We start from the raw sequence: 17,806 nt of genomic DNA, 5'->3' as shown, positions 1-17,806 counted from the left end.
GCGACTTGATACCAATTCCGCCGGCAAGATACTCGTCAACGATGCGTTGCTTGAACTGCTCGTTGTACTTCGTCATGAAAAACACCCCAAAGGTTGGACGGGTGTCCAACTTTTGGGGTGCAGTTCACAATGCGGGGCCTCTTTTGCGCGTGGGCAGCCGGTCGCGTGACGAGTGCGCTTCGAGGCATAATCGACGGTTGCCGCGCGCCGGCCGGCGCGCCCGAATCAGGACCGACCATGAACGCATCCGCTGCATCCCCGAGCGCCGCCGATCTCGACTGGCGCTGGAAATCCTTCGACGCGCTGACGGCGCGCGAAGTCTATTCGATCCTCGAGGCCCGCAGCGCCGTGTTCGTCGTCGAGCAGAACTGCGTGTATCGCGACATCGACGACGCGGACCAGGCCGCATGGCACCTGGCCGCCTTCGATCCGGCAGGCCGCGTGGCCGGCTATCTGCGCGTGCTGCTGCCCGATGCGCAAAACACCGACGTACGCATCGGCCGCGTGCTGACGACCGCCGCGTTTCGCGGCGCGGGCCTCGGCAACGGGTTGCTGTCGCGCGCGCTCGAGCATATCCGTGCGCAGTGGCCGGATACGCCGGTGAGCCTGCATGCGCAGGCCCACTTGCAGCGTTTTTACGGGGCATTCGGCTTCACGCCGAGTTCGGACGTGCACGACGAGGACGGCATCCCGCACGTGTGGATGAGCAGCGCACGCGCGTAATGCGCGCCGCGCCGCGCAGCAGTCAGTGTGCGGCGTGTACTACTGACGGCCGGTCCGCGCGCTGCGCGGCCCGTTCTTCGATCAGGCGGCCGCGGGCCGACAGCCGCAGCCAGTGCCGCAGCGCGATCAGCGCGCCGATCACGCTCATCATCGAGCCGGGAATCCACAGCAGCAGGCCGCCGATCTGCTGATCGCGCAGCGGGCTCAGCCACGTGAACGCGCGGCCGCAGATCGAATAGATCGGATACAGCTCGTGCGGCGTGAAGAAGATCAGCGCACCGAGCGCGATCTGCGGCGGGATCGCCGCGACGACGATCAGGATCCGGCGGCCCGGCGACAGCCGGGCGGGCGGCGCGGGACGCGGATCGACGACGAGCCACCAGAACAGCAACCCGTCGATCACCATGCTCCAGTTCATCACGCGATAGAGACGCCAGTCGAGCATCGCGATGAAGTGGATCGGCGACAGCAGCCAGAAATAGATCAGCCCGACGAACAGCACGACCGCGACGACGGGATGGAACACCACGTCGAGCGTTGCGCGCACGGGCGCCCACGCGAGCGCGGGGCGCACGAAACGCTGCCGCCAGCGAAACGGGATGCCCGCGCGAATCGCCGCGCCGGGATAGGACAGCGCGATGAAGAACGGCCCGAGGTGGTGCAGCACGAGGTGCTGCGCGCGATGCAGGAAGAACTCGTGCTCGAAGAAATAGTCGAGCCGCGTATGCAGCGCGATGTAGAGCGCCGTCAGCCCGAACCAGAACGAGAACTGCCGCAGCGGCGACACCTTCGCCTTCTTCACGCCGCGCGCGAACAGCACGGCAGCAGTCAGCACCGCGATCACCACGGTCGGCGACGGTTCCCACGGATCGAGCCAGTACAGGAGGGTCATCGCGCGTGCATCACTTCGCCTGGGCCGGCGATTTCACGGCGAACGGCGCATCGACCGTTTTGCCGTCGGAGAATTTCAGGCGCAGGTGCACGGTGTCGCCCGGCTTGATCGCGTGCTTCGGTTCCTCGAGCATGAAGTGGTAGCCGCCCGGCGCGATGTCGACCTTGCCGCGCGCGGGGATCGTCAGCTTGTCGACCATTTCCATCTTCTGCGTCGAGCCGTTCGAGACGGTCTGGTGCAGCATCGCCATTCCGTAGTCGGGGCTGTCGACGTCGACGAGGTCGACCGGCTTGTCGCTCGTGTTCACGAGCGTCACGTAGCCGCCGGCGGGCAGCTTGTTCGGCAGCCAGCGCACCCATGCGTTCTGTGCGGTGATCGCGCCGGCGGCATACGCGTGGGCGCCGGCGCACAGCGCGGCGAGGAGGGCGAGCGTCTTGAGTGTCGTCTTCGTTTTCATGTCGGGATGAATTCAGGTAGGGGTGGCGGTGTCGATGATCCGGCGCACATCGGCGGCGATGGCGTCGGGCGAGTCGCGGTCGGTCGCAAGCAGGCGGGCGCGGCCGCTCGCGTCGAAGATGTAGACGGCCGAGCTGTGCGTGACTTCGTAGCCGCCGGTCGGATCGCGCTTCTCCATCTGGTACGCGACGCGATAGCGCTTCGCGAGCGATTCGATCTGGCGGTCGGTGCCGGTCAGGCCGCGTGCATGCGCGGCGTCGAATGCGGCGACATACGACTGCATTGCCTGTGGCGTGTCGCGCGCAGGGTCGACCGACACGAACAGGATGCGCACGCCGTTTGCCTGCGGGCCGAGCTTCGCCAGCACTTCCATCAGTCGCGCCATCGTTTCGGGGCAGACATCGGGGCAGTGCGTGTAGCCGAAGTAGACGAGCGCAACCTGGCCGTGGAACGCATCGGCGTCGACGGGATGGCCGTCGCCGCCCGTCAGCGTGAACGACAGGTCGGGCAGATGGCCGGTAACGTTGGTCAGGTTCCAGCGCGGCTCGTCGTGCGTGCACGCGGCGAGCGCCAGGGCGGCGGCGAGGGCCGCGGCCGTGCGGATGAAGCGGGAGAGGCGCCGGTGCGGCGCGCGACGGGCAGACGACATCCTGGGGCTCGATCGGACGGAAAGGGGCCGGCTGCGCGGCGCCATGCGTCGCGCGGCAGGCGGTTGGGACTGTAGCGCAATTCGTGCGCCTGCGTCCTTTCGAAACCCGTACGCCGCAGGCGAGCGGGGCAATATGTCGCAGATGACGCGGGCGGCGGCGCGATGCCGGCGATGTACCGGTTTCGCCCATCTCGATGCGCAGGCGCGGTAAGATGCGCACAATTCCATTCGCGCAGTGGCGGCGCGGCGTTTGCCGGCCGACCCTCAGACTATCGAATCGATGCAATCCGTTCCGGCTTCCCTGTCCCTGACCGATACCGCGTTCTTCTTCGACTTCGACGGCACGCTCGTCGAACTGGCGCCGACGCCCGACGGCATTCATGTTCCGCCGTCGCTGCTGACGCTGCTCGACGAGTTGCAGCGCCGCTCGCACGGTGCGGTCGCGATCGTGTCCGGGCGCGGCATCGACAATCTCGACACGTTCCTGAAAATGCCGGGCCTGCCGATGGCCGGCCTGCACGGCGCGGAGCGCCGCGATGCGAACGGCGACACGCAGCGCATCGGCTTCAACGACGAACGCCTGCTGCGCATCGAGCGCGAGCTGGCGGCCGTCGTCGACCGTCATCCGGGCATGCTGCTCGAAATCAAGGGCGCGGCCGTCGCGCTGCACTACCGCAACGCGCCCGAGCGCGAGGCGGCTGCGCGCGCGGCCACCGAGCGCCTCGTCGCCGACTATGCCGATGCGTATGTGCTGCAGCCCGGCAAGATGGTGTTCGAGATCAAGCCGAAGGGCGTCGACAAGGGCCGCGCGCTCGCGGCGTTCCTCGACGAGCCGCCGTTCGCGGGCCGCTTGCCGCTGTTCGCGGGCGACGACCTGACCGACGAGAAGGGCTTCGCGGTGGTCAACGCGCGTGGCGGCCTGTCGATCAAGGTCGGCGCGGGCGAGACGTCTGCCCGCATGCGGCTCGATTCGGTCGACGCGCTGCATGAGCAGATCGCGCGCTGGCTCGGTGCGGAGCAGCCGGACGCATGAGTCGCCTCATCATCGTTTCAAACCGCGTCGCGCCGATTTCGGAAGGCGAGCCGGCGGCGGGCGGCCTCGCGATCGGCGTCTACGATGCGCTGAAGGAGACGGGCGGCATGTGGTTCGGCTGGAGCGGCGAAGTCGTCGCGTCCGGCGCGCCGCAGATCCGCGTCGAGGAGCACGGGCCGGTCACGTTCGCGACCATCGGCCTGTCGCGGCGCGACTACGACCAGTATTACCGCGGTTTCTCGAACGCGACGCTGTGGCCCGCGTTTCACTACCGCACCGACCTGATCCAGTACGACCGTCACGAGTTCGAAGGCTACAGCCGCGTGAACGTGTGGCTCGCCCAGCAGCTCGTGCCGCTGCTGCAGGACGACGACGTGATCTGGGTGCACGACTATCACCTGATCCCGTTCGCGCGGGCACTGCGCGCGGCCGGCGTGAAGAACCGCATCGGCTTCTTCCTGCACATTCCGTTTCCCGCCGCGCAGGTGCTCGTCAACGTGCCGCCGCATCGCGATCTCGTCGAGTCGCTGTGCGCGTTCGACCTGCTCGGGTTCCAGACCGAACCCGACCTGCGCGCGTTCTGCGACTACGTCGAATCCGAGGCAGACGGCGCGATCGAGCGCGACGGCCATCTGGTGACGGTGCGCGCGTTCGGCCGGACGCTGCGCGCGGCCGCGTATCCGATCGGCGTACATCCGGACGAGATCGCGGCGCTCGCGCAGGCCGGCGAGCACGGCAAGGCGGTGCGCACGCTCGCGACGTCGCTGCGCGGCCGCAAGCTGATCATGAGCGTTGACCGGCTCGATTACTCGAAGGGGCTCGTCGAGCGCTTCCGCGCGTTCGAGAAGCTGCTCGAGCACGAGCCGTCGCATCGCAATCGCGTGTCGTTCCTGCAGATCGCGCCGTCGACCCGCGCGGAGCTGCGTGCATACCAGGACATCCGCCTGCAACTCGAAGGGGAGTCGGGGCGCATCAACGGACGCTTCGCCGAACTCGACTGGGCGCCGATCCTCTATATCCATCGCCAGTACGACCGCCAGCTGCTCGCTGCGCTGTACCGGCTCGCGCGGGTCGGCTACGTGACGCCGCTGCGCGACGGGATGAACCTCGTCGCGAAGGAGTACGTGTCCGCGCAGAATCCGGACGATCCGGGCGTGCTCGTGCTGTCACGCTTCGCGGGCGCGGCGCGCGAGCTGACGGGGGCGCTGATCGTCAATCCGATCGATATCGACGGGATGGCCGATGCGTTGTCGCAGGCGCTGACGATGCCGCTCGCCGAGCGGCGTGCACGTTATGCGGACATGATCGCGCAGCTTCGGGAGAACAACGTGTCGGTGTGGCGCGACAACTTCCTGCGCGATCTGCAGCACGCGTAACCGGCGGTTTCCCGTGCAATAAAAAAGCCGCAGTGCGCGAAGCGCTGCGGCTTTTTTGTCGGCCGCCGGCCGGTTCGCGTCAGGCTACGCGTTCGCCGGTCGGCGTGCTGCCGTCGGGGGCCGGGTGATGGCGACCGTGCTGTTTCGCGAGCAGGTCGCGGTACAGGCCCGGGCGGTTGCGCAGCACCTCGGGCGAGCCATCGTCGATCACCTTGCCGTTGCTCATCACGATGATCCGGTCGAAGTTGCGCAGCGTCGACAGGCGGTGCGCGATCGCGATCACCGTGCGGCCGACCATCAGGCGGTCGAGCGCGCTCTGGATCGCTTCCTCGGATGCGCTGTCGAGCGCGGACGTCGCCTCGTCGAGCAGCAGGATCGGCGCGTCCTTCAGGATCGCGCGCGCGATCGCGATGCGCTGGCGCTGGCCGCCCGACAGCTTGACGCCGCGGTCGCCGACGATCGTGTCATAGCCTTCCGGCATCGCTTCGATGAACTCCGCGCAGCGGGCGTCGCGTGCGGCTGCGAGCACTTCGTCGCGGGTCGCTTCGGGGCGGCCGTAAGCGATGTTGTCGTAGATCGTCCGGTGCAGCAGCGAGATGTCCTGCGGTACGAGCGCGATCGCATGGCGCAGGCTGTCCTGCGTGATCGTCTTCACGTCCTGGCCGTCGACCTGCACGGCGCCGTCCTGCGTGTCGTAGAAGCGTTGCAGCAGCGCGAGCACGGTCGACTTGCCGGCGCCCGACTTGCCGATCAGGCCGACGCGCTGGCCCGGCTCGATATGGAGGTCGAAGTGGTCGAGGATCGCACGGCGGTGCGGATACGCGAACGTCACGCGCTCGAAGTCGACGCGGCCGCCCTTGGCCGACAGCGGCTGTGCGTCGGAGTGGTCCGGCATCCCGTGCGGTTCGAGCAGCGTCTTGACCGCTTCGGACAGGCGCGCGATGTGCTGCGTGACGTCGACGAGCGCGACCGCGAGATCGCGCGTGCCGTGCAGGATCGTGAAGCCGAGCGAGCTGACGAGCACGATGTCGCCCGACGTCGCGCGGCCCTGGTCCCACAGCCACAGCGCCCAGCCGAGCAGGCCGGCGGACAGCATCGCGGTGATCACCGCGTGCAGCAGGCGCAGCTTCTCGAGATAGAGCAGGCTCTGCTGGCGCGCATCCATCTCGGCCTTGACCGTCGCGCCGAAGCGCTTCTGTTCGCGCAGCGTCATCCCGAACGCGCGCACGAGGCCCATGTTGCCGATCACGTCGACGAGCTCGCCGTCGACCGCAGCGGCCTTCGCCGCGAACGCGTGGTGGCGGGCCGAGCCGCGCCCGGCGAGCTTGAACAGGATGACGGACAGCACGGCCGAACAGCCGAGCAGGCCGGCCGCCATCATCGGATTGACGACGATGATCATCAGGATCGCGCCCATCACCGCGATACACGGCGGCAGCACGTTCCACGCCATCGTGTTCTCCGACGTGTAGACCGCGTTCGACGTGGCCGTGATGCGGCTCGCGAGCGTGCCCGGCTGCTTTTCGGCGTAGTAGGTGGGCGAATGGCCGATCAGGTACTGGAACAGGTCGCGCCGCAGGTCGCCGGTGACCGCGACGAACGTGTGCGCGGCGAACCAGCCGCCGACGCGCCACAACAGGTTGTCGGCGGCGATCAGCCCGACGAGCAGCGCGAATGCGCTCCACAGCGGGCCGGGGTGATGCCGCCCGGTCGCCAGCACGTCGATCAGGTGCTTGATCGCGTATTGCGAACCGAGCGCGCAGCCGACGGCGGCCAGCACGCTGCAGAGCACGACCAGGTGGGCGACTGGGTGAAGGCGGATGTAGCGGAACAGGAACGCGATCGGCCGGTGCGCGTAGCTCGACAGCTTCGCGTTGTGGGCGTTGCGCTGGGCAGGGGTGAGATATTCCAAAATATGCGTGCGGTGATTCGGTGATTGAGCGTGTCGGCTGGATCGCATGCCGGCGTTCGCCCGGACTGAATAATCCGGCATTGTAAACAAGGCCGTGCGCTGCGCTGCGCGAATCTTGACTGGGTCAGCGGCTCGCGAACGATTTTGAGATAAAATCCGGCATCCCGTCCTGCCTCATGTGCCGGAATCACGCTGCCGGCAGTCACGGGTGCAAGGAACGCCAAAAGGGCCTTCCACTCTAGAACGGACACCCAAGTCCGCGGGTTGCAAAGTGTTGCGCCTTTGTAACAAAGTAAAGTGTTTGAAATGTTGTGCGCCGTATCGGGATTAACCCTAGATAATCGGCTCCGGGTTCGATTCCAGGTTTTTTTACGAACCCCTGTCAACGGGTCTTCGTTTCAAACGTTCTATGCCTGTCGCGTCGCCGACGCTCCTTGAACAGCGCGGGTTTGACGCCCCCGGCAGGCTGATTCGTCCGATTTTCGGACGACATGCATCCAGCCCGGATCGCCGGCAGGTTGCCGACCCATACCTGGTTTTTAGCTGATTTTTTAGGAGTTACGCATGCGAATCGCCCAAATCGCTCCGTTGCACGAAGCGGTGCCCCCGAAACTGTACGGTGGTACCGAGCGAGTGGTGTCCTACCTCACCGAAGCACTTGTCGAGATGGGGCATGACGTCACGCTCTTCGCGAGCGGCGATTCGCAAACTTCCGCGAAGCTCGAAGCGTGCTGGCCGCAGGCGCTGCGCCTCGACCCGACGATCCGCGACGTGATGGCCCCGCATATGCTGCTCCTCGAGCAGGTGCGCCGCCGTGCGGAAGAGTTCGATGTCCTGCACTGCCACATCGACTACTACCCGTTCTCGCTGTTCTCGCGCCAGCCGGTCCCGCATCTGACGACGATGCACGGCCGTCTCGACCTGCCGGAACTGCAGCCGATCTTCAACGCGTTCAGCGACGTGCCGGTCGTGTCGATCTCCGACAATCAGCGCATCCCGCTGCCGCAGGCGAACTGGCTGTCGACCGTCTACCACGGCCTGCCGGAAAACCTGCTGACGCCGATCCCGAACGTGAAGCCGAGCTACCTCGCGTTCCTCGGCCGCATCTCGCCGGAGAAGCGCGTCGACACGGCGATCCGCATCGCCGAGCAGGCCGGCCTGCCGATCAAGATCGCCGCGAAGCTCGACAAGGCTGACCGCGCGTACTACGAAGAGAAGATCAAGCCGCTGTTCGCGCTGCCGCACGTCGAGTACATCGGCGAAATCAGCGAGTCCGAAAAGACCGAATTCCTGGGCAACGCGCACGCGCTGCTGTTCCCGATCGACTGGCCGGAGCCCTTCGGCCTGGTGATGATCGAGGCGATGGCATGCGGCACGCCGGTGATCGCGTTCAAGCGCGGCTCGGTGCCGGAAGTGATCGACAACGGCGTGTCGGGCTTCGTCGTCGAAGACGAACTGTCGGCTGTCGCCGCGCTCAAGCGCCTCGATACGCTGCCGCGCGAGAAGGTCCGCGCTGCGTTCGAAGCCCGCTTCTCGTCGAAGGTGATGGCGCAGAACTATGTGAAGGGCTACGAGGAACTGCTGCGCCAGAAGCGTCGCACGGTGCTCCGCGAAGTCAACGCAAGCTGATTGCGGGCCGCCGCCGCGCTGCGGCGTGCGGCTTGCCATCGACGCCCCGTCCGGGTTCCCGGCGGGGCGTTGTCACATCCGCGGCGCGAATCTGTTGTATTCTCGCCGCGCCCGACGCCGCGAACGGCCCCCGAAGCGGCCCCGCATGGCATCCGGCCATCTGTCCAGACGGTAATGTCCCTATAATGGCCGTGCCGTGAAATCCGGCCCCGCACGAATATCCAGAGGAGAGCAGTCTTGGCGAGAACGAAATCCACGCGCGCAGCGCCGGCCCCCGGCGCCGGTGTGATCTTCGCGTTGCGTGCGATCGGTCTCGTGCTGCTCGCGCGCTGGCTGTTCTCGATGTCCCAGATGGGCTATCGCGCGTCGCTGTCGGCGATGGTGTCGTCGCCCTGGGCGTTCGTCTACCTCCTGCTGATCTTCCTGCTGCTCGCGCTGCCGGGCGCCGTCGCGCGCGCCGAACGTCCGTTTCATCCGCTGCCGCAGTGGCTGCGTCAGGCGTTGCGCGTCTTCGCGCTGATCGGTTTCCTGTTCGCGATCTGGTCGATTGGCATGTTCGTCTGGGCGGACGGCTGGCGCCTCGCGCTGCATGCGGTGACGGCGACCAACGGCTGGCTCGTCGCTGCGCCGGCGCTTTATGCGGCGATCGTCTGGATCTGCCGTCCGCGGCCGCTGTGGCGGACCAACGTGGCCGCGCGCCGCTTCGCGGTCGGCCGTTATGCGATTTCGCTCGACGTGCTGACGCGCACCGCGATTGTCTGGATGGAAAGCCGCAAGGTCGGCCAGTACGACGCACGCGAACTGTCGGTGCGCTGGCCCGGCCGGGCTGCGCGTGCCGCAGGCGAGGGGGCGACGGATGGGCAGCCGGCCATCGTGCCGCCGCGCCGCGGCGGCCTGTTCAATCGACCCAAGGTTGAACTGCTGTGGGATTCGCCGGCGGCCGTCGGCCATAACCGGCAGATCGTCATGCGCGCGCCGCTCGCGACCGAAGGCGACCGCGTCGCGGTGCTCGCGCTGGACGCCGCGCTCAAACAGATCGTCTGACAAGTCCCGCGCACGGCGTGCGGGCGACAAGGAGGCATGATGATCGTCCGCTGGTTGCTGGCTGCCATTCACCTGAGTGCGTTCGGCGTCGCGTTTGCCGCGATCGCGGCGCGTAACCGCGCGTTGCGCCGGCTGATTGCGTCGGCGCAGGCGGCCGACCTGCCCGGTGTATTCAAGGCCGACGCCGCTTGGGGGCTGTCGGCGCTCGTGCTGATCGTGACGGGCCTGATGCGCGCGTTCGGCGGTTTCGAGAAAGGCTCCGCCTACTATCTGCACGAACCGCTCTTTCACCTGAAGATGACTGCGCTCGTGCTGATCCTGCTGCTCGAGGTCGTGCCGATGCTCGGGCTGATCCGGTGGCGCGTCGCCGCTCGTCAGCAGCAGATGCCCGATCTCGGCCGTGCGCGCACCTATGTACGGATCGGCCATTGGCAGGCGGTGCTGGTGATTGTCATCGTATTCGCCGCGTCAGGGATGGCGCGGGGGATTGGGCTGGCCGGGTAGGGGCGGCCGGCCAGGCTCGCCATCGCCACCATCCGGATCCCGTTCGACCCGCGTAGCGTCTTCCTCCAGGCACGCACCCGCCCGGCCGCGGGCCGCGCCACTTCTCCCGATCCCGGCTCGACCGGGCGATCCTGCCGCCCGGTCCGTCCCGTGGTCAGCGCACGAGGCAGGGGCGCTTGTTGTTGAAGCTCCACCCCGGAATCAGGTACTGCATCGCCGCCGCGTCGTCGCGGGCGCCGAGGCCGTGCTGCTTGTACAGCTCGTGCGCGACCGCGACGGCATCCATGTCGATATCGATGCCGAGGCCCGGCCGCTTCGGCACTTCCACCAGCCCGTTCTCGATCTTCAGCGGCTCGCGCGTCAGCCGCTCGCCGTCCTGCCAGATCCAGTGCGTGTCGATCGCGGTGACCTGGCCCGGCGCGGCGGCCGCGACGTGCGTGAACATCGCGAGCGACACGTCGAAGTGGTTGTTCGAATGCGAGCCCCACGTGAGGCCCCAGTCGCGGCACATCTGCGCGACGCGCACCGATCCCTGCATCGTCCAGAAGTGCGGATCGGCGAGCGGGATGTCGACGGCCTGCAACTGCACCGCGTGACCCATTTGCCGCCAGTCGGTCGCAATCATGTTGGTGGCCGTCGGCAGCCCCGTCGCGCGGCGGAATTCGGCCATCACCTCGCGGCCCGAGTAGCCGTTCTCCGCACCGCACGGATCTTCCGCGTAGGCGAGCACGTGATGCTGGTCGCGGCACAGCCGCACGGCCTCGTCGAGCGACCACGCGCCGTTCGGGTCGAGCGTCACGCGCGCGTCGGGGAAGCGCTCGGCGAGCGCCGTCACGGCCTCGATCTCGCTCGCGCCTTCGAATACGCCGCCTTTCAGCTTGAAGTCGTTGAAGCCGTAGCGCGCATGCGCGGCCTCGGCGAGCCGCACGACGGCCTCGGGCGTCAGCGCGGCTTCGTCGCGCACGCGCGTCCAGTCGTCGGTCGCGCCGCGGCCGTCGCGGTAGGCGAGCGCGGTCTTCGTGCGGTCGCCGACGTAGAACAGGTAGCCGAGCATTTCGACGCGTTCGCGCTGCTGGCCTTCGCCGAGCAGTGCGGCGACCGGCACGCCGAGATGCTGGCCGAGCAGGTCGAGCAGCGCAGCCTCGAGCGCGGTGACCGCATGGATCGTCGTGCGCAGGTCGAAGGTTTGCAGCCCGCGGCCGCTCGCGTCGCGGTCGGCGAAGGTGCGCCGCACGTCGTTGAGCACCGCGTGGTAATTGCCGACCGGCTGGCCGACGACGAGCGCGCGCGCATCGTCGAGCGTGCGGCGGATGCTTTCGCCGCCGGGCACTTCGCCGACGCCGGTCCGGCCCGCGCTGTCCTTCAGGATCACGAGGTTGCGGGTGAAGAATGGGCCGTGTGCGCCGCTCAGGTTGAGCAGCATGCTGTCGTGGCCGGCGACCGGAATCGCTTGCAGGTCGACGATGCGCGGCGTGTCGTGGGAGGGCGAGGCAGTGACGGCGTTCATGAGCGGCGATGGCGAAAGGGTGGGCAATGCCGTGCGGCAAAAGCTTTGCCGCGCGCGGCGGGAGGTGCGATCATTCGACAACCGACGTGCGCGGCGCGCAAGCCCCGCAAGTCGACGCAACCCGAAACGGGGTGGGAGCGACAACCTGACCAGCGGAGCGCAGAACGCGAATGCTGGCTGATCGTAAGGCATGGGACCAGGCGGCGCTGGAATGCCCGCTTGAGTCGACAGGAGATCCACATTTCGATCATCAGTCGTCGGATGACTTGTGACGCAGTATAATGAATCATCGGCTTTCGCTCAAACCCCGCGTAAACCCTCGGCTCACATTACGATCATTCAAAAAGGAACCGGCCTCATGTCCGTGCCTACGCTTCCCGCAGCGCCGCGCCGTCGCGCACGCAGCCTCGCACAAGATGTCGTCGACGCGCTGACCGCGCAGATCGAAAACGGCACGCTGCGTCCCGGCGACAAGCTGCCGACCGAAACCGAAGTCATGGCGGCGCAGGGCGTGAGCCGTACGGTCGTGCGCGAGGCGATCTCGCGGATGCAGGCGAGCGGCCTCATCGAGACGCGCCACGGCATCGGCAGCTTCGTGCTGGAGCCGTCGCGCCGCCAGACGCTCGGCATCGACCCGGCGACGATCACGACGCTGCGCGACGTGCTCGCGGTGCTGGAGCTGCGCATCAGCCTCGAGAGCGAATGCGCGAGCCTTGCTGCGCAGCGCGCGAACGACACCGACCTGGCCGCGCTGCGGCGCGCGCTCGACGCGATCGCATCGGGGGCGGGCGGCGGCCGCGACACGGCGCAGCTCGACTTCCAGTTCCACCTGCAGATCGCGCAGTCCACCGGCAACCGCTATTTCGTCGACATCATGACGCAGCTCGGCACGTCGATCATCCCGCGCACGCGCGTGAATTCGGCCCGCTTTGCCGGCGACGATCTCGAGCGGTATGTCGGCCGGCTGAACCACGAGCACGAGGATATCTACGAGGCGATTGCGCGCCACGACCCGGAGGCCGCACGCGCCGCGATGCGCACGCACCTCACCAACAGCCGCGAGCGTCTGCGCCGCGCGCACGAGGCGGCCGAGGCCGAGCGCGACACGCAGGCCAGCTGACGCGCCGGGCGGCGCGGCCCGCCGTGCCGCCTGCCCGGTCGAACCGCATCAACATCAGTCGTCATACGAGATCGGATATCCCCTCATCGATCACCGGGGCCGGGCGGCGTTTCCGCCGCCGGCCGCCGACACCGCCGATCAGCCTCCCTTCGTCGTGATCGTCTTCCACGTGCCGCTCTTCACCTGGTACAGCGTCGACATCCCGCTCTTCAGCGAGCCGTCGTTCGCGAACGAGATGCGGCCGGTGACGCCTTCGAAATCGATCTTCTTCAGCGCCGTGCGATAGACCTTCGGGTCGATCGAGCCGGCTGCCTGCATCGCCTTGATCGCCGCCCAGGCCGCGTCGTAGCCGAACTGCGCGTACGACAGCACGTCGACGCCGAAGCGCTTCTTGAAGCGCTGTTCGAAGTCCTTCCCTTGCGGCAGCTCGTCGAGCGGCCGGCCGTATTCCCACGCCATCGCGCCTTCGGCGGCCGGGCCCGCGATCTTGATGAACTCGTTGTCCTTCACGCCGCCGCCGCCGACGAACTGCGCGTTCAGCCCGAGCTGGCGCATCTGCTTGATGAAGTTCGCGGCGAGCGAATCGAGGCCGCCGAAGAAGATCAGGTCGGGATTCTTGGCCTTCAGGCTCGTGATCTGTGCGCGGAAATCGACCGCCTGGTTGCTGGTGAATTCGCGGCCGATGAGGTTGCCGCCCGCGGCCTTCACGGCCTTCTCGAACTCGTCGGCCTCGCCCTGGCCGAACGCGGTGCGGTCGTCGATGATCGCGATGCGCTTCGCCTTCGTCACGTCGACCGCGTACTTGCCCGCGTTGCCGGCGTTCTGGCCGTCGGTCGCGATCACCATGAACATGTTCGCAAGTCCGCGCGCCGTGAGCGTCGGGTTGGTCGCGGCCGGATCGATCACCGGGATGCCCGCCTTGTCGTAGACGACCGAGGCCGGAATCGTCGTCCCCGAGTTGAAGTGGCCGACCACGACCGACACGTTCTGGTCGACGAGCGCCTGCGCGGCCTGCACGCCGATGCGCGGGTCGGCCTGGTCGTCCTGCACGACGAGGTTGAAGTGCACGGGCTTGCCGGCGATCTGCACCTTCTGCGCGGCGGCATCGTCGAGCGCGAGCTGCACGCCGTTCTGCAGGTCCTTGCCGTAGCCGGCGTTCACGCCCGTGAGCGGCGCGGCGAAACCGACCTTCACGTCGGTCGTATCGGCGGCCTGGGCCGCTTGTTGCGAGAGGAGGGCAAGCGCGGATGCAATCGACACCGACAACAGGGAATGACGGAATTTCATGTTGTTCCTCTTGTTCGATACCTGCGAGTGAGTACCGCACACGCTCGGGCGGGCCGGACGCGTGCGACGGGCGGGCGGTTCGACCGCTTCTCGGAATCGGGCGGGGAGGTCGGCATCGTGATCCTCGGAAGAATCTCCCGTCAGGCTCGGCGAAGAGCCCCGATCGCCTCGATATATAGGTCGCCGATATGCCCGGGTCTTGGCAATTTGCCGCGCATTCGGTGCGGATTTGCGCATAGCTTCCGCGCGGGCGGGGGCAGCCGGTATCGGGAGTTTCCCGTCGCGGGCGGAGAGGCAGGAAGGCAGGAAGGCGGCGCGGCCCGCCGGGGCCGCGCCGCGCACTGGACGCCGTCAGTCGGACAGCGCGTCCGATGCGGCTTCGGCATCGTCGTGCGACGCGTGCGTGCGGATCATCGGATCGCTGGTGCTCGGGCGGCCCGTCTCGACGTGGCCCGCGAAGCGGCGCAGGAAGCCGAGCAGCCGGCCGTCGCTGACGGTCAGGTCGTACCAGCCGTGGCTGCCGCGCAGATCCCAGTAGTCGTCGATCTGCTGGCCCGGCGCGAGGTCGAACGTGCGCGCGCGGCCGTGGCCGTACGCATTCGTGACCTTGAGCCGCACGGCCTTGTGGCCGCGGTTCATCAGGCGCAACGTGATGTTGCCGTTCGCGACGTCGTAGCCGTAGATCACCTCGGGGTTCACGTTCGCGCTGCCGATGCCGGTCGCGAACGGGCCGCGGAAATGGCAGTAGAAGCCGTTCGGGCCGTACACGTCGAGGTCGTACAGGCCGAGCGACGCCGCGGCGCTCCACGTGTCGGCGATCCGCTTGCCGGCTTCGACCGTGTACGCCCACGGGCCGTCGACGCGATTGCGCGACTGCACCTGGAACGCCGCGCCTGCCCGGCCCGTGTTCGCGAAGGTCAGCCGGAACAGGCCGCTCACCGATTCGACGCGGCCGTGCACGAACAGCTCGTACGGCAGCGCGCGCGCCGGCCGCAGCCCGGCCTCCTGCTTCGGCAGCTTCTGCAGCACCGGCGGTACGGGAATGTAGTCGGGATGGCGCAGGCGGTCGGGCGGCGCGTAGCCGCTCGTGTCCGGCAGCGTCGGCCAGCCGGCGTCGGCCGTCGCGAAATCGAACGCGGCGGTCAGGTCGCCGCACACGGTGCGACGCCACGGCGACACGTTGCCGGCCTTGACCGGATACTGCGCGCCGAAACGCGCCTCGATGAATTGCAGCAGCGACGTGTGATCGTAGGTCTGCGAGCAGACCCAGCCCCCCTTCGTCCACGGCGACACGACGAGCATCGGCACGCGCGGCCCGAGCCCGTACGGGCCGGCCATGTGCGATGCGTCGCCGGGGAATACCTCGTTGGTCGTCGCGACCGTCGACAGCCCGTTGTCGCGCGACTGCGGCGCGAACGGCGGCTGCACGTGGTCGAAGAAGCCGTCGTTTTCGTCGTACGTGATGAAGAGCGCGGTCTTGCTCCACACCTCCGGATTCAACACGAGCGCCTTCAGCACCTGCTCGATGTACCACGCGCCGTAGTTCGCCGGCCAGTTCGGATGCTCGGAATATGCTTCCGGCGCGCAGATCCACGACACCTGCGGCAGCGTGCCGTTCTTCACGTCCTGCTGCAGCACGTCGAACAGCGTGCCGCCCGCGCTGATGTTGGTGCCGGTGCGCGCCTTGTCGTACAGCGGCGTGCCGGGCAGCGCCGTGCGGTACTGGTTGAAGTAGAGCAGCGAGTTGTCGCCGTAGTTGCCGATGTACGGGTTTTGCGTCCAGCCCCACGAGCCGTTCGCGTCGAGCCCCGTGCCGACGTCCTGGTAGATCTTCCACGACACGCCGGCCTGTTCGAGCACTTCCGGATAGGTCGTCCAGCCGTAGCCCTTTTCCTCGTTGCCGAGCACCGGGCCGCCGCCCGTGCCGTCGTTGCCGACGTAGCCCGTCCACATGTAGTAGCGGTTCGGGTCGGTCGAGCTCGGGATCGCGCAGTGGTACGCGTCGCAGATCGTGAACGCGTCGGCGAGCTGGTAGTGGAACGGGATGTCGTCGCGTTTCAGGTACGCCATCGTCGTGGTGCCCTTGTTCGGCACCCACTGGTCGTAGCGTCCCTTGTTCCATGCCGCGTGCATGTCCTGCCAGCCGTGCGGCAGGTCCTGCAGGAACTGCAGGCCGAGCTTGTCCGCGCCGGGATGGAACGGCAGCAGCTCGGCCGGGCCGACCGGCTGGTGGAACACCGACTTGCCGTTCGCGAGGCGCAGCGGGCGCGGATCACCGAAGCCGCGGACACCGCGCATCGTGCCGAAGTAGTGGTCGAACGAGCGGTTCTCCTGCATCAGGATCACGATGTGTTCGATATCGCGGAGGGTGCCGGTGCGGCGGTTCGCGGGAATCGCAAGCGCATCGCGAATCACGGGCGGGAACAGGTTCAGCGCGGCGGCGCCGGCGGTGCCGGCAGCGACGCGCAGGAAATCACGACGGTTCGATCGGGTCATGGTCGTTATCGTGCGGTAAAGGGGGGAGCCAATTGGCGGGACTTGCTGGAAGGGCGCGCCCGGGGCGCAGGATGCGGCTGCGCCGGGTCGTGCCGCCGCGAGCATAGCGAGGAATCGGTGTCATTCATGTGAAGTCCGGAAACGTTTGCATCCGCATCGCAGCGATTTCGAAGCGGCGACGGGATACATATCGACGGCGGTCGCGGTGCGGCAAGGGTGGAGCGGAACAGCGATGCGGCGCGGGATGCACGCCGGTGAAGCGAAAGGCGATGCCGGTGCGTCAGGCGTCCGTCACCCACGCGCCGAACCATTCGCTCGGGCGTGCGATTTCGTCTTGCGCGGCGACGAGTTCGAGCTCGTAGCGGCGCGCATCGTAGGTGGCCTTCACGACCGCATGCACGGCCGCGAGCGTGTGCTCGAACGCGGCGCGCACGGAGTCGCCGCGCAGCCGGCATGCGACGAAGATCGCGCTGGTCAGGTCGCCGACGCCGACCGGATGGCGTGGAAACGCGTACAGCGGGCGCTGGCCGATCCACGCTTCGGTTTCGGTGACCGCGAGCATGTTGAAACGGTCGGCCGGGCTGTTGCGGTCGTGCAGGTGCTTGACGAGGATGATCTGCGGGCCGCGGCGGATCAGCGCGCGGCAGGCGTCGACGGCTTCGGCGACGGACTCGATGCGCCGCCCGGCGAGCTTCTGCAGTTCGGTGTGGTTCGGCGACATGCCGTCCGCGAGCGCCGGCATCTCCTGGACGATGAATTCCTCGACGCCGGGTTCGGGCCGGATGCCGCCCGTCTGCCCCATCGCCGGATCGCAGAAGTACCACGCGTTCGGGTTCATCGCCTTCACCGAGCGGACGATCTCGACGGCCGCACGCGCCTGCGGCGGCGAACCGAGGAAACCGGACAGCACGGCGTCGCAGCGCTTGAGCGCGCCGATCGCGGCGATGCCGTCGACGAGCTGCTCCATCTTCGCGGCATCGATCGCGCTGCCGGCCCAGTGGCCGTACTGCATGTGATTCGACAACTGGACGGTATTGAGCGGCCAGACGTTGACGCCGAGGCGCTGCATCGGGAACACGGCCGCACTATTGCCGGCATGGCCGTAGATGACGTGCGACTGAATGCTGAGGACGTTTTTCATGGGAATCGCCTGCACGCGTTTCAGGGTCACGTCACAC

Annotated in this window: 15 protein-coding genes; 7 read left to right on the top strand and 8 right to left on the bottom strand. The window is 67.6% G+C overall.

The window, feature by feature from the left end; translation table 11 throughout:
- The first annotated feature begins 237 nt into the window (after nt 1-237).
- On the top strand, nt 238-723 hold the full coding sequence (locus G3N64_RS17400; RefSeq protein WP_175239131.1) for a GNAT family N-acetyltransferase: 486 nt from the start codon (nt 238-240) through the stop codon (nt 721-723).
- Between the two features lie 22 nt (nt 724-745).
- On the opposite strand, the gene G3N64_RS17395 is transcribed toward G3N64_RS17400, so the two are convergent.
- Genes G3N64_RS17395 through G3N64_RS17385 form a run of 3 tightly spaced genes read right to left on the bottom strand, consistent with a single transcriptional unit; the run spans nt 746 to nt 2,720 of the window.
- Entirely contained in the window at nt 746-1,615 is an 870-nt protein-coding gene (locus tag G3N64_RS17395) for a cytochrome c oxidase assembly protein (RefSeq protein WP_205785041.1), read from the bottom strand.
- 10 nt (nt 1,616-1,625) lie between these two features.
- Nucleotides 1,626-2,072, bottom strand: coding sequence for a copper chaperone PCu(A)C (locus tag G3N64_RS17390; RefSeq protein ID WP_205785040.1), 447 nt, complete (start codon nt 2,070-2,072; stop codon nt 1,626-1,628).
- Between the two features lie 12 nt (nt 2,073-2,084).
- Complete coding sequence (locus G3N64_RS17385; protein WP_205785039.1) at nt 2,085-2,720, bottom strand: SCO family protein; 636 nt, start codon at nt 2,718-2,720, stop codon at nt 2,085-2,087.
- Between the two features lie 280 nt (nt 2,721-3,000).
- On the opposite strand from G3N64_RS17385, the gene otsB reads away from it, so the two are divergent.
- Both otsB and otsA read left to right on the top strand, forming a co-directional pair.
- Complete coding sequence (gene otsB / locus G3N64_RS17380; RefSeq protein ID WP_205785038.1) at nt 3,001-3,753, top strand: trehalose-phosphatase; 753 nt, start codon at nt 3,001-3,003, stop codon at nt 3,751-3,753.
- The gene (gene otsA, locus G3N64_RS17375) at nt 3,750-5,129 is read left to right on the top strand and encodes an alpha,alpha-trehalose-phosphate synthase (UDP-forming) (protein WP_205785037.1); all 1,380 of its coding nucleotides are present in this window, start codon (nt 3,750-3,752) and stop codon (nt 5,127-5,129) included. Before otsB ends, otsA begins: the two co-directional genes overlap by 4 nt.
- 79 nt (nt 5,130-5,208) lie before the next feature.
- Here otsA and G3N64_RS17370 read toward each other — a convergent pair whose 3' ends face one another.
- Complete coding sequence (locus tag G3N64_RS17370) at nt 5,209-7,041, bottom strand: ABC transporter ATP-binding protein (RefSeq protein WP_205785036.1); 1,833 nt, start codon at nt 7,039-7,041, stop codon at nt 5,209-5,211.
- Nucleotides 7,042-7,605: 564 nt separating this feature from the next.
- Here G3N64_RS17370 and G3N64_RS17365 point away from each other — a divergent pair.
- The 3 genes from G3N64_RS17365 (at nt 7,606) to G3N64_RS17355 (ending at nt 10,218) form a co-directional block, all read left to right on the top strand.
- Nucleotides 7,606-8,670: a glycosyltransferase family 4 protein gene (locus G3N64_RS17365; protein WP_006476459.1), complete on the top strand. Its 1,065-nt coding sequence runs from the start codon at nt 7,606-7,608 to the stop codon at nt 8,668-8,670.
- A 237-nt stretch (nt 8,671-8,907) separates the two neighbouring features.
- A complete protein-coding gene (locus tag G3N64_RS17360) occupies nt 8,908-9,714 on the top strand; it encodes a hypothetical protein (protein WP_205785035.1) in 807 nt (268 codons plus the stop codon).
- Between the two features lie 39 nt (nt 9,715-9,753).
- Nucleotides 9,754-10,218, top strand: coding sequence for a DUF2214 family protein (locus G3N64_RS17355; RefSeq protein ID WP_205785034.1), 465 nt, complete (start codon nt 9,754-9,756; stop codon nt 10,216-10,218).
- Between the two features lie 154 nt (nt 10,219-10,372).
- On the opposite strand, the gene gudD is transcribed toward G3N64_RS17355, so the two are convergent.
- Nucleotides 10,373-11,725 carry a glucarate dehydratase gene (gene gudD / locus G3N64_RS17350; protein WP_205785033.1) on the bottom strand — a complete coding sequence of 451 codons (1,353 nt, stop codon included), beginning with the start codon at nt 11,723-11,725 and terminating at the stop codon, nt 10,373-10,375.
- 358 nt (nt 11,726-12,083) lie between these two features.
- Here gudD and G3N64_RS17345 point away from each other — a divergent pair, with 358 nt between their 5' ends.
- On the top strand, nt 12,084-12,845 hold the full coding sequence (locus tag G3N64_RS17345; RefSeq protein ID WP_205785032.1) for a FadR/GntR family transcriptional regulator: 762 nt from the start codon (nt 12,084-12,086) through the stop codon (nt 12,843-12,845).
- Between the two features lie 138 nt (nt 12,846-12,983).
- Here G3N64_RS17345 and G3N64_RS17340 read toward each other — a convergent pair whose 3' ends face one another.
- The 3 genes from G3N64_RS17340 to pdxY form a co-directional block, all read right to left on the bottom strand.
- Nucleotides 12,984-14,132 carry a branched-chain amino acid ABC transporter substrate-binding protein gene (locus tag G3N64_RS17340; protein ID WP_205785031.1) on the bottom strand — a complete coding sequence of 383 codons (1,149 nt, stop codon included), beginning with the start codon at nt 14,130-14,132 and terminating at the stop codon, nt 12,984-12,986.
- A 351-nt stretch (nt 14,133-14,483) separates the two neighbouring features.
- On the bottom strand, nt 14,484-16,628 hold the full coding sequence (locus G3N64_RS17335) for a phospholipase C, phosphocholine-specific (protein ID WP_205785030.1): 2,145 nt from the start codon (nt 16,626-16,628) through the stop codon (nt 14,484-14,486).
- Between the two features lie 280 nt (nt 16,629-16,908).
- Entirely contained in the window at nt 16,909-17,769 is an 861-nt protein-coding gene (pdxY, locus tag G3N64_RS17330; protein WP_205785029.1) for a pyridoxal kinase PdxY, read from the bottom strand.
- Nucleotides 17,770-17,806 lie beyond the last annotated feature (37 nt).

The organism is Burkholderia sp. Ac-20344, assembly GCF_017104975.1.
Taxonomy (GTDB): Bacteria; Pseudomonadota; Gammaproteobacteria; order Burkholderiales; family Burkholderiaceae; genus Burkholderia.
Note: the sequence above shows the minus strand (reverse complement) of the source record. Positions and strands in the feature narration are given on the sequence as shown.

Coding starts and splice junctions, on each gene's coding strand:
- G3N64_RS17400 (WP_175239131.1), top strand. CDS start 238: ATGAACGCATCCGCTGCATCCCCGAGCGCCGCCGATCTCGACTGGCGC.
- G3N64_RS17395 (WP_205785041.1), bottom strand. CDS start 1,615: ATGACCCTCCTGTACTGGCTCGATCCGTGGGAACCGTCGCCGACCGTG.
- G3N64_RS17390 (WP_205785040.1), bottom strand. CDS start 2,072: ATGAAAACGAAGACGACACTCAAGACGCTCGCCCTCCTCGCCGCGCTG.
- G3N64_RS17385 (WP_205785039.1), bottom strand. CDS start 2,720: ATGTCGTCTGCCCGTCGCGCGCCGCACCGGCGCCTCTCCCGCTTCATC.
- otsB (WP_205785038.1), top strand. CDS start 3,001: ATGCAATCCGTTCCGGCTTCCCTGTCCCTGACCGATACCGCGTTCTTC.
- otsA (WP_205785037.1), top strand. CDS start 3,750: ATGAGTCGCCTCATCATCGTTTCAAACCGCGTCGCGCCGATTTCGGAA.
- G3N64_RS17365 (WP_006476459.1), top strand. CDS start 7,606: ATGCGAATCGCCCAAATCGCTCCGTTGCACGAAGCGGTGCCCCCGAAA.
- G3N64_RS17355 (WP_205785034.1), top strand. CDS start 9,754: ATGATCGTCCGCTGGTTGCTGGCTGCCATTCACCTGAGTGCGTTCGGC.
- gudD (WP_205785033.1), bottom strand. CDS start 11,725: ATGAACGCCGTCACTGCCTCGCCCTCCCACGACACGCCGCGCATCGTC.
- G3N64_RS17345 (WP_205785032.1), top strand. CDS start 12,084: ATGTCCGTGCCTACGCTTCCCGCAGCGCCGCGCCGTCGCGCACGCAGC.
- G3N64_RS17340 (WP_205785031.1), bottom strand. CDS start 14,132: ATGAAATTCCGTCATTCCCTGTTGTCGGTGTCGATTGCATCCGCGCTT.
- G3N64_RS17335 (WP_205785030.1), bottom strand. CDS start 16,628: ATGACCCGATCGAACCGTCGTGATTTCCTGCGCGTCGCTGCCGGCACC.
- pdxY (WP_205785029.1), bottom strand. CDS start 17,769: ATGAAAAACGTCCTCAGCATTCAGTCGCACGTCATCTACGGCCATGCC.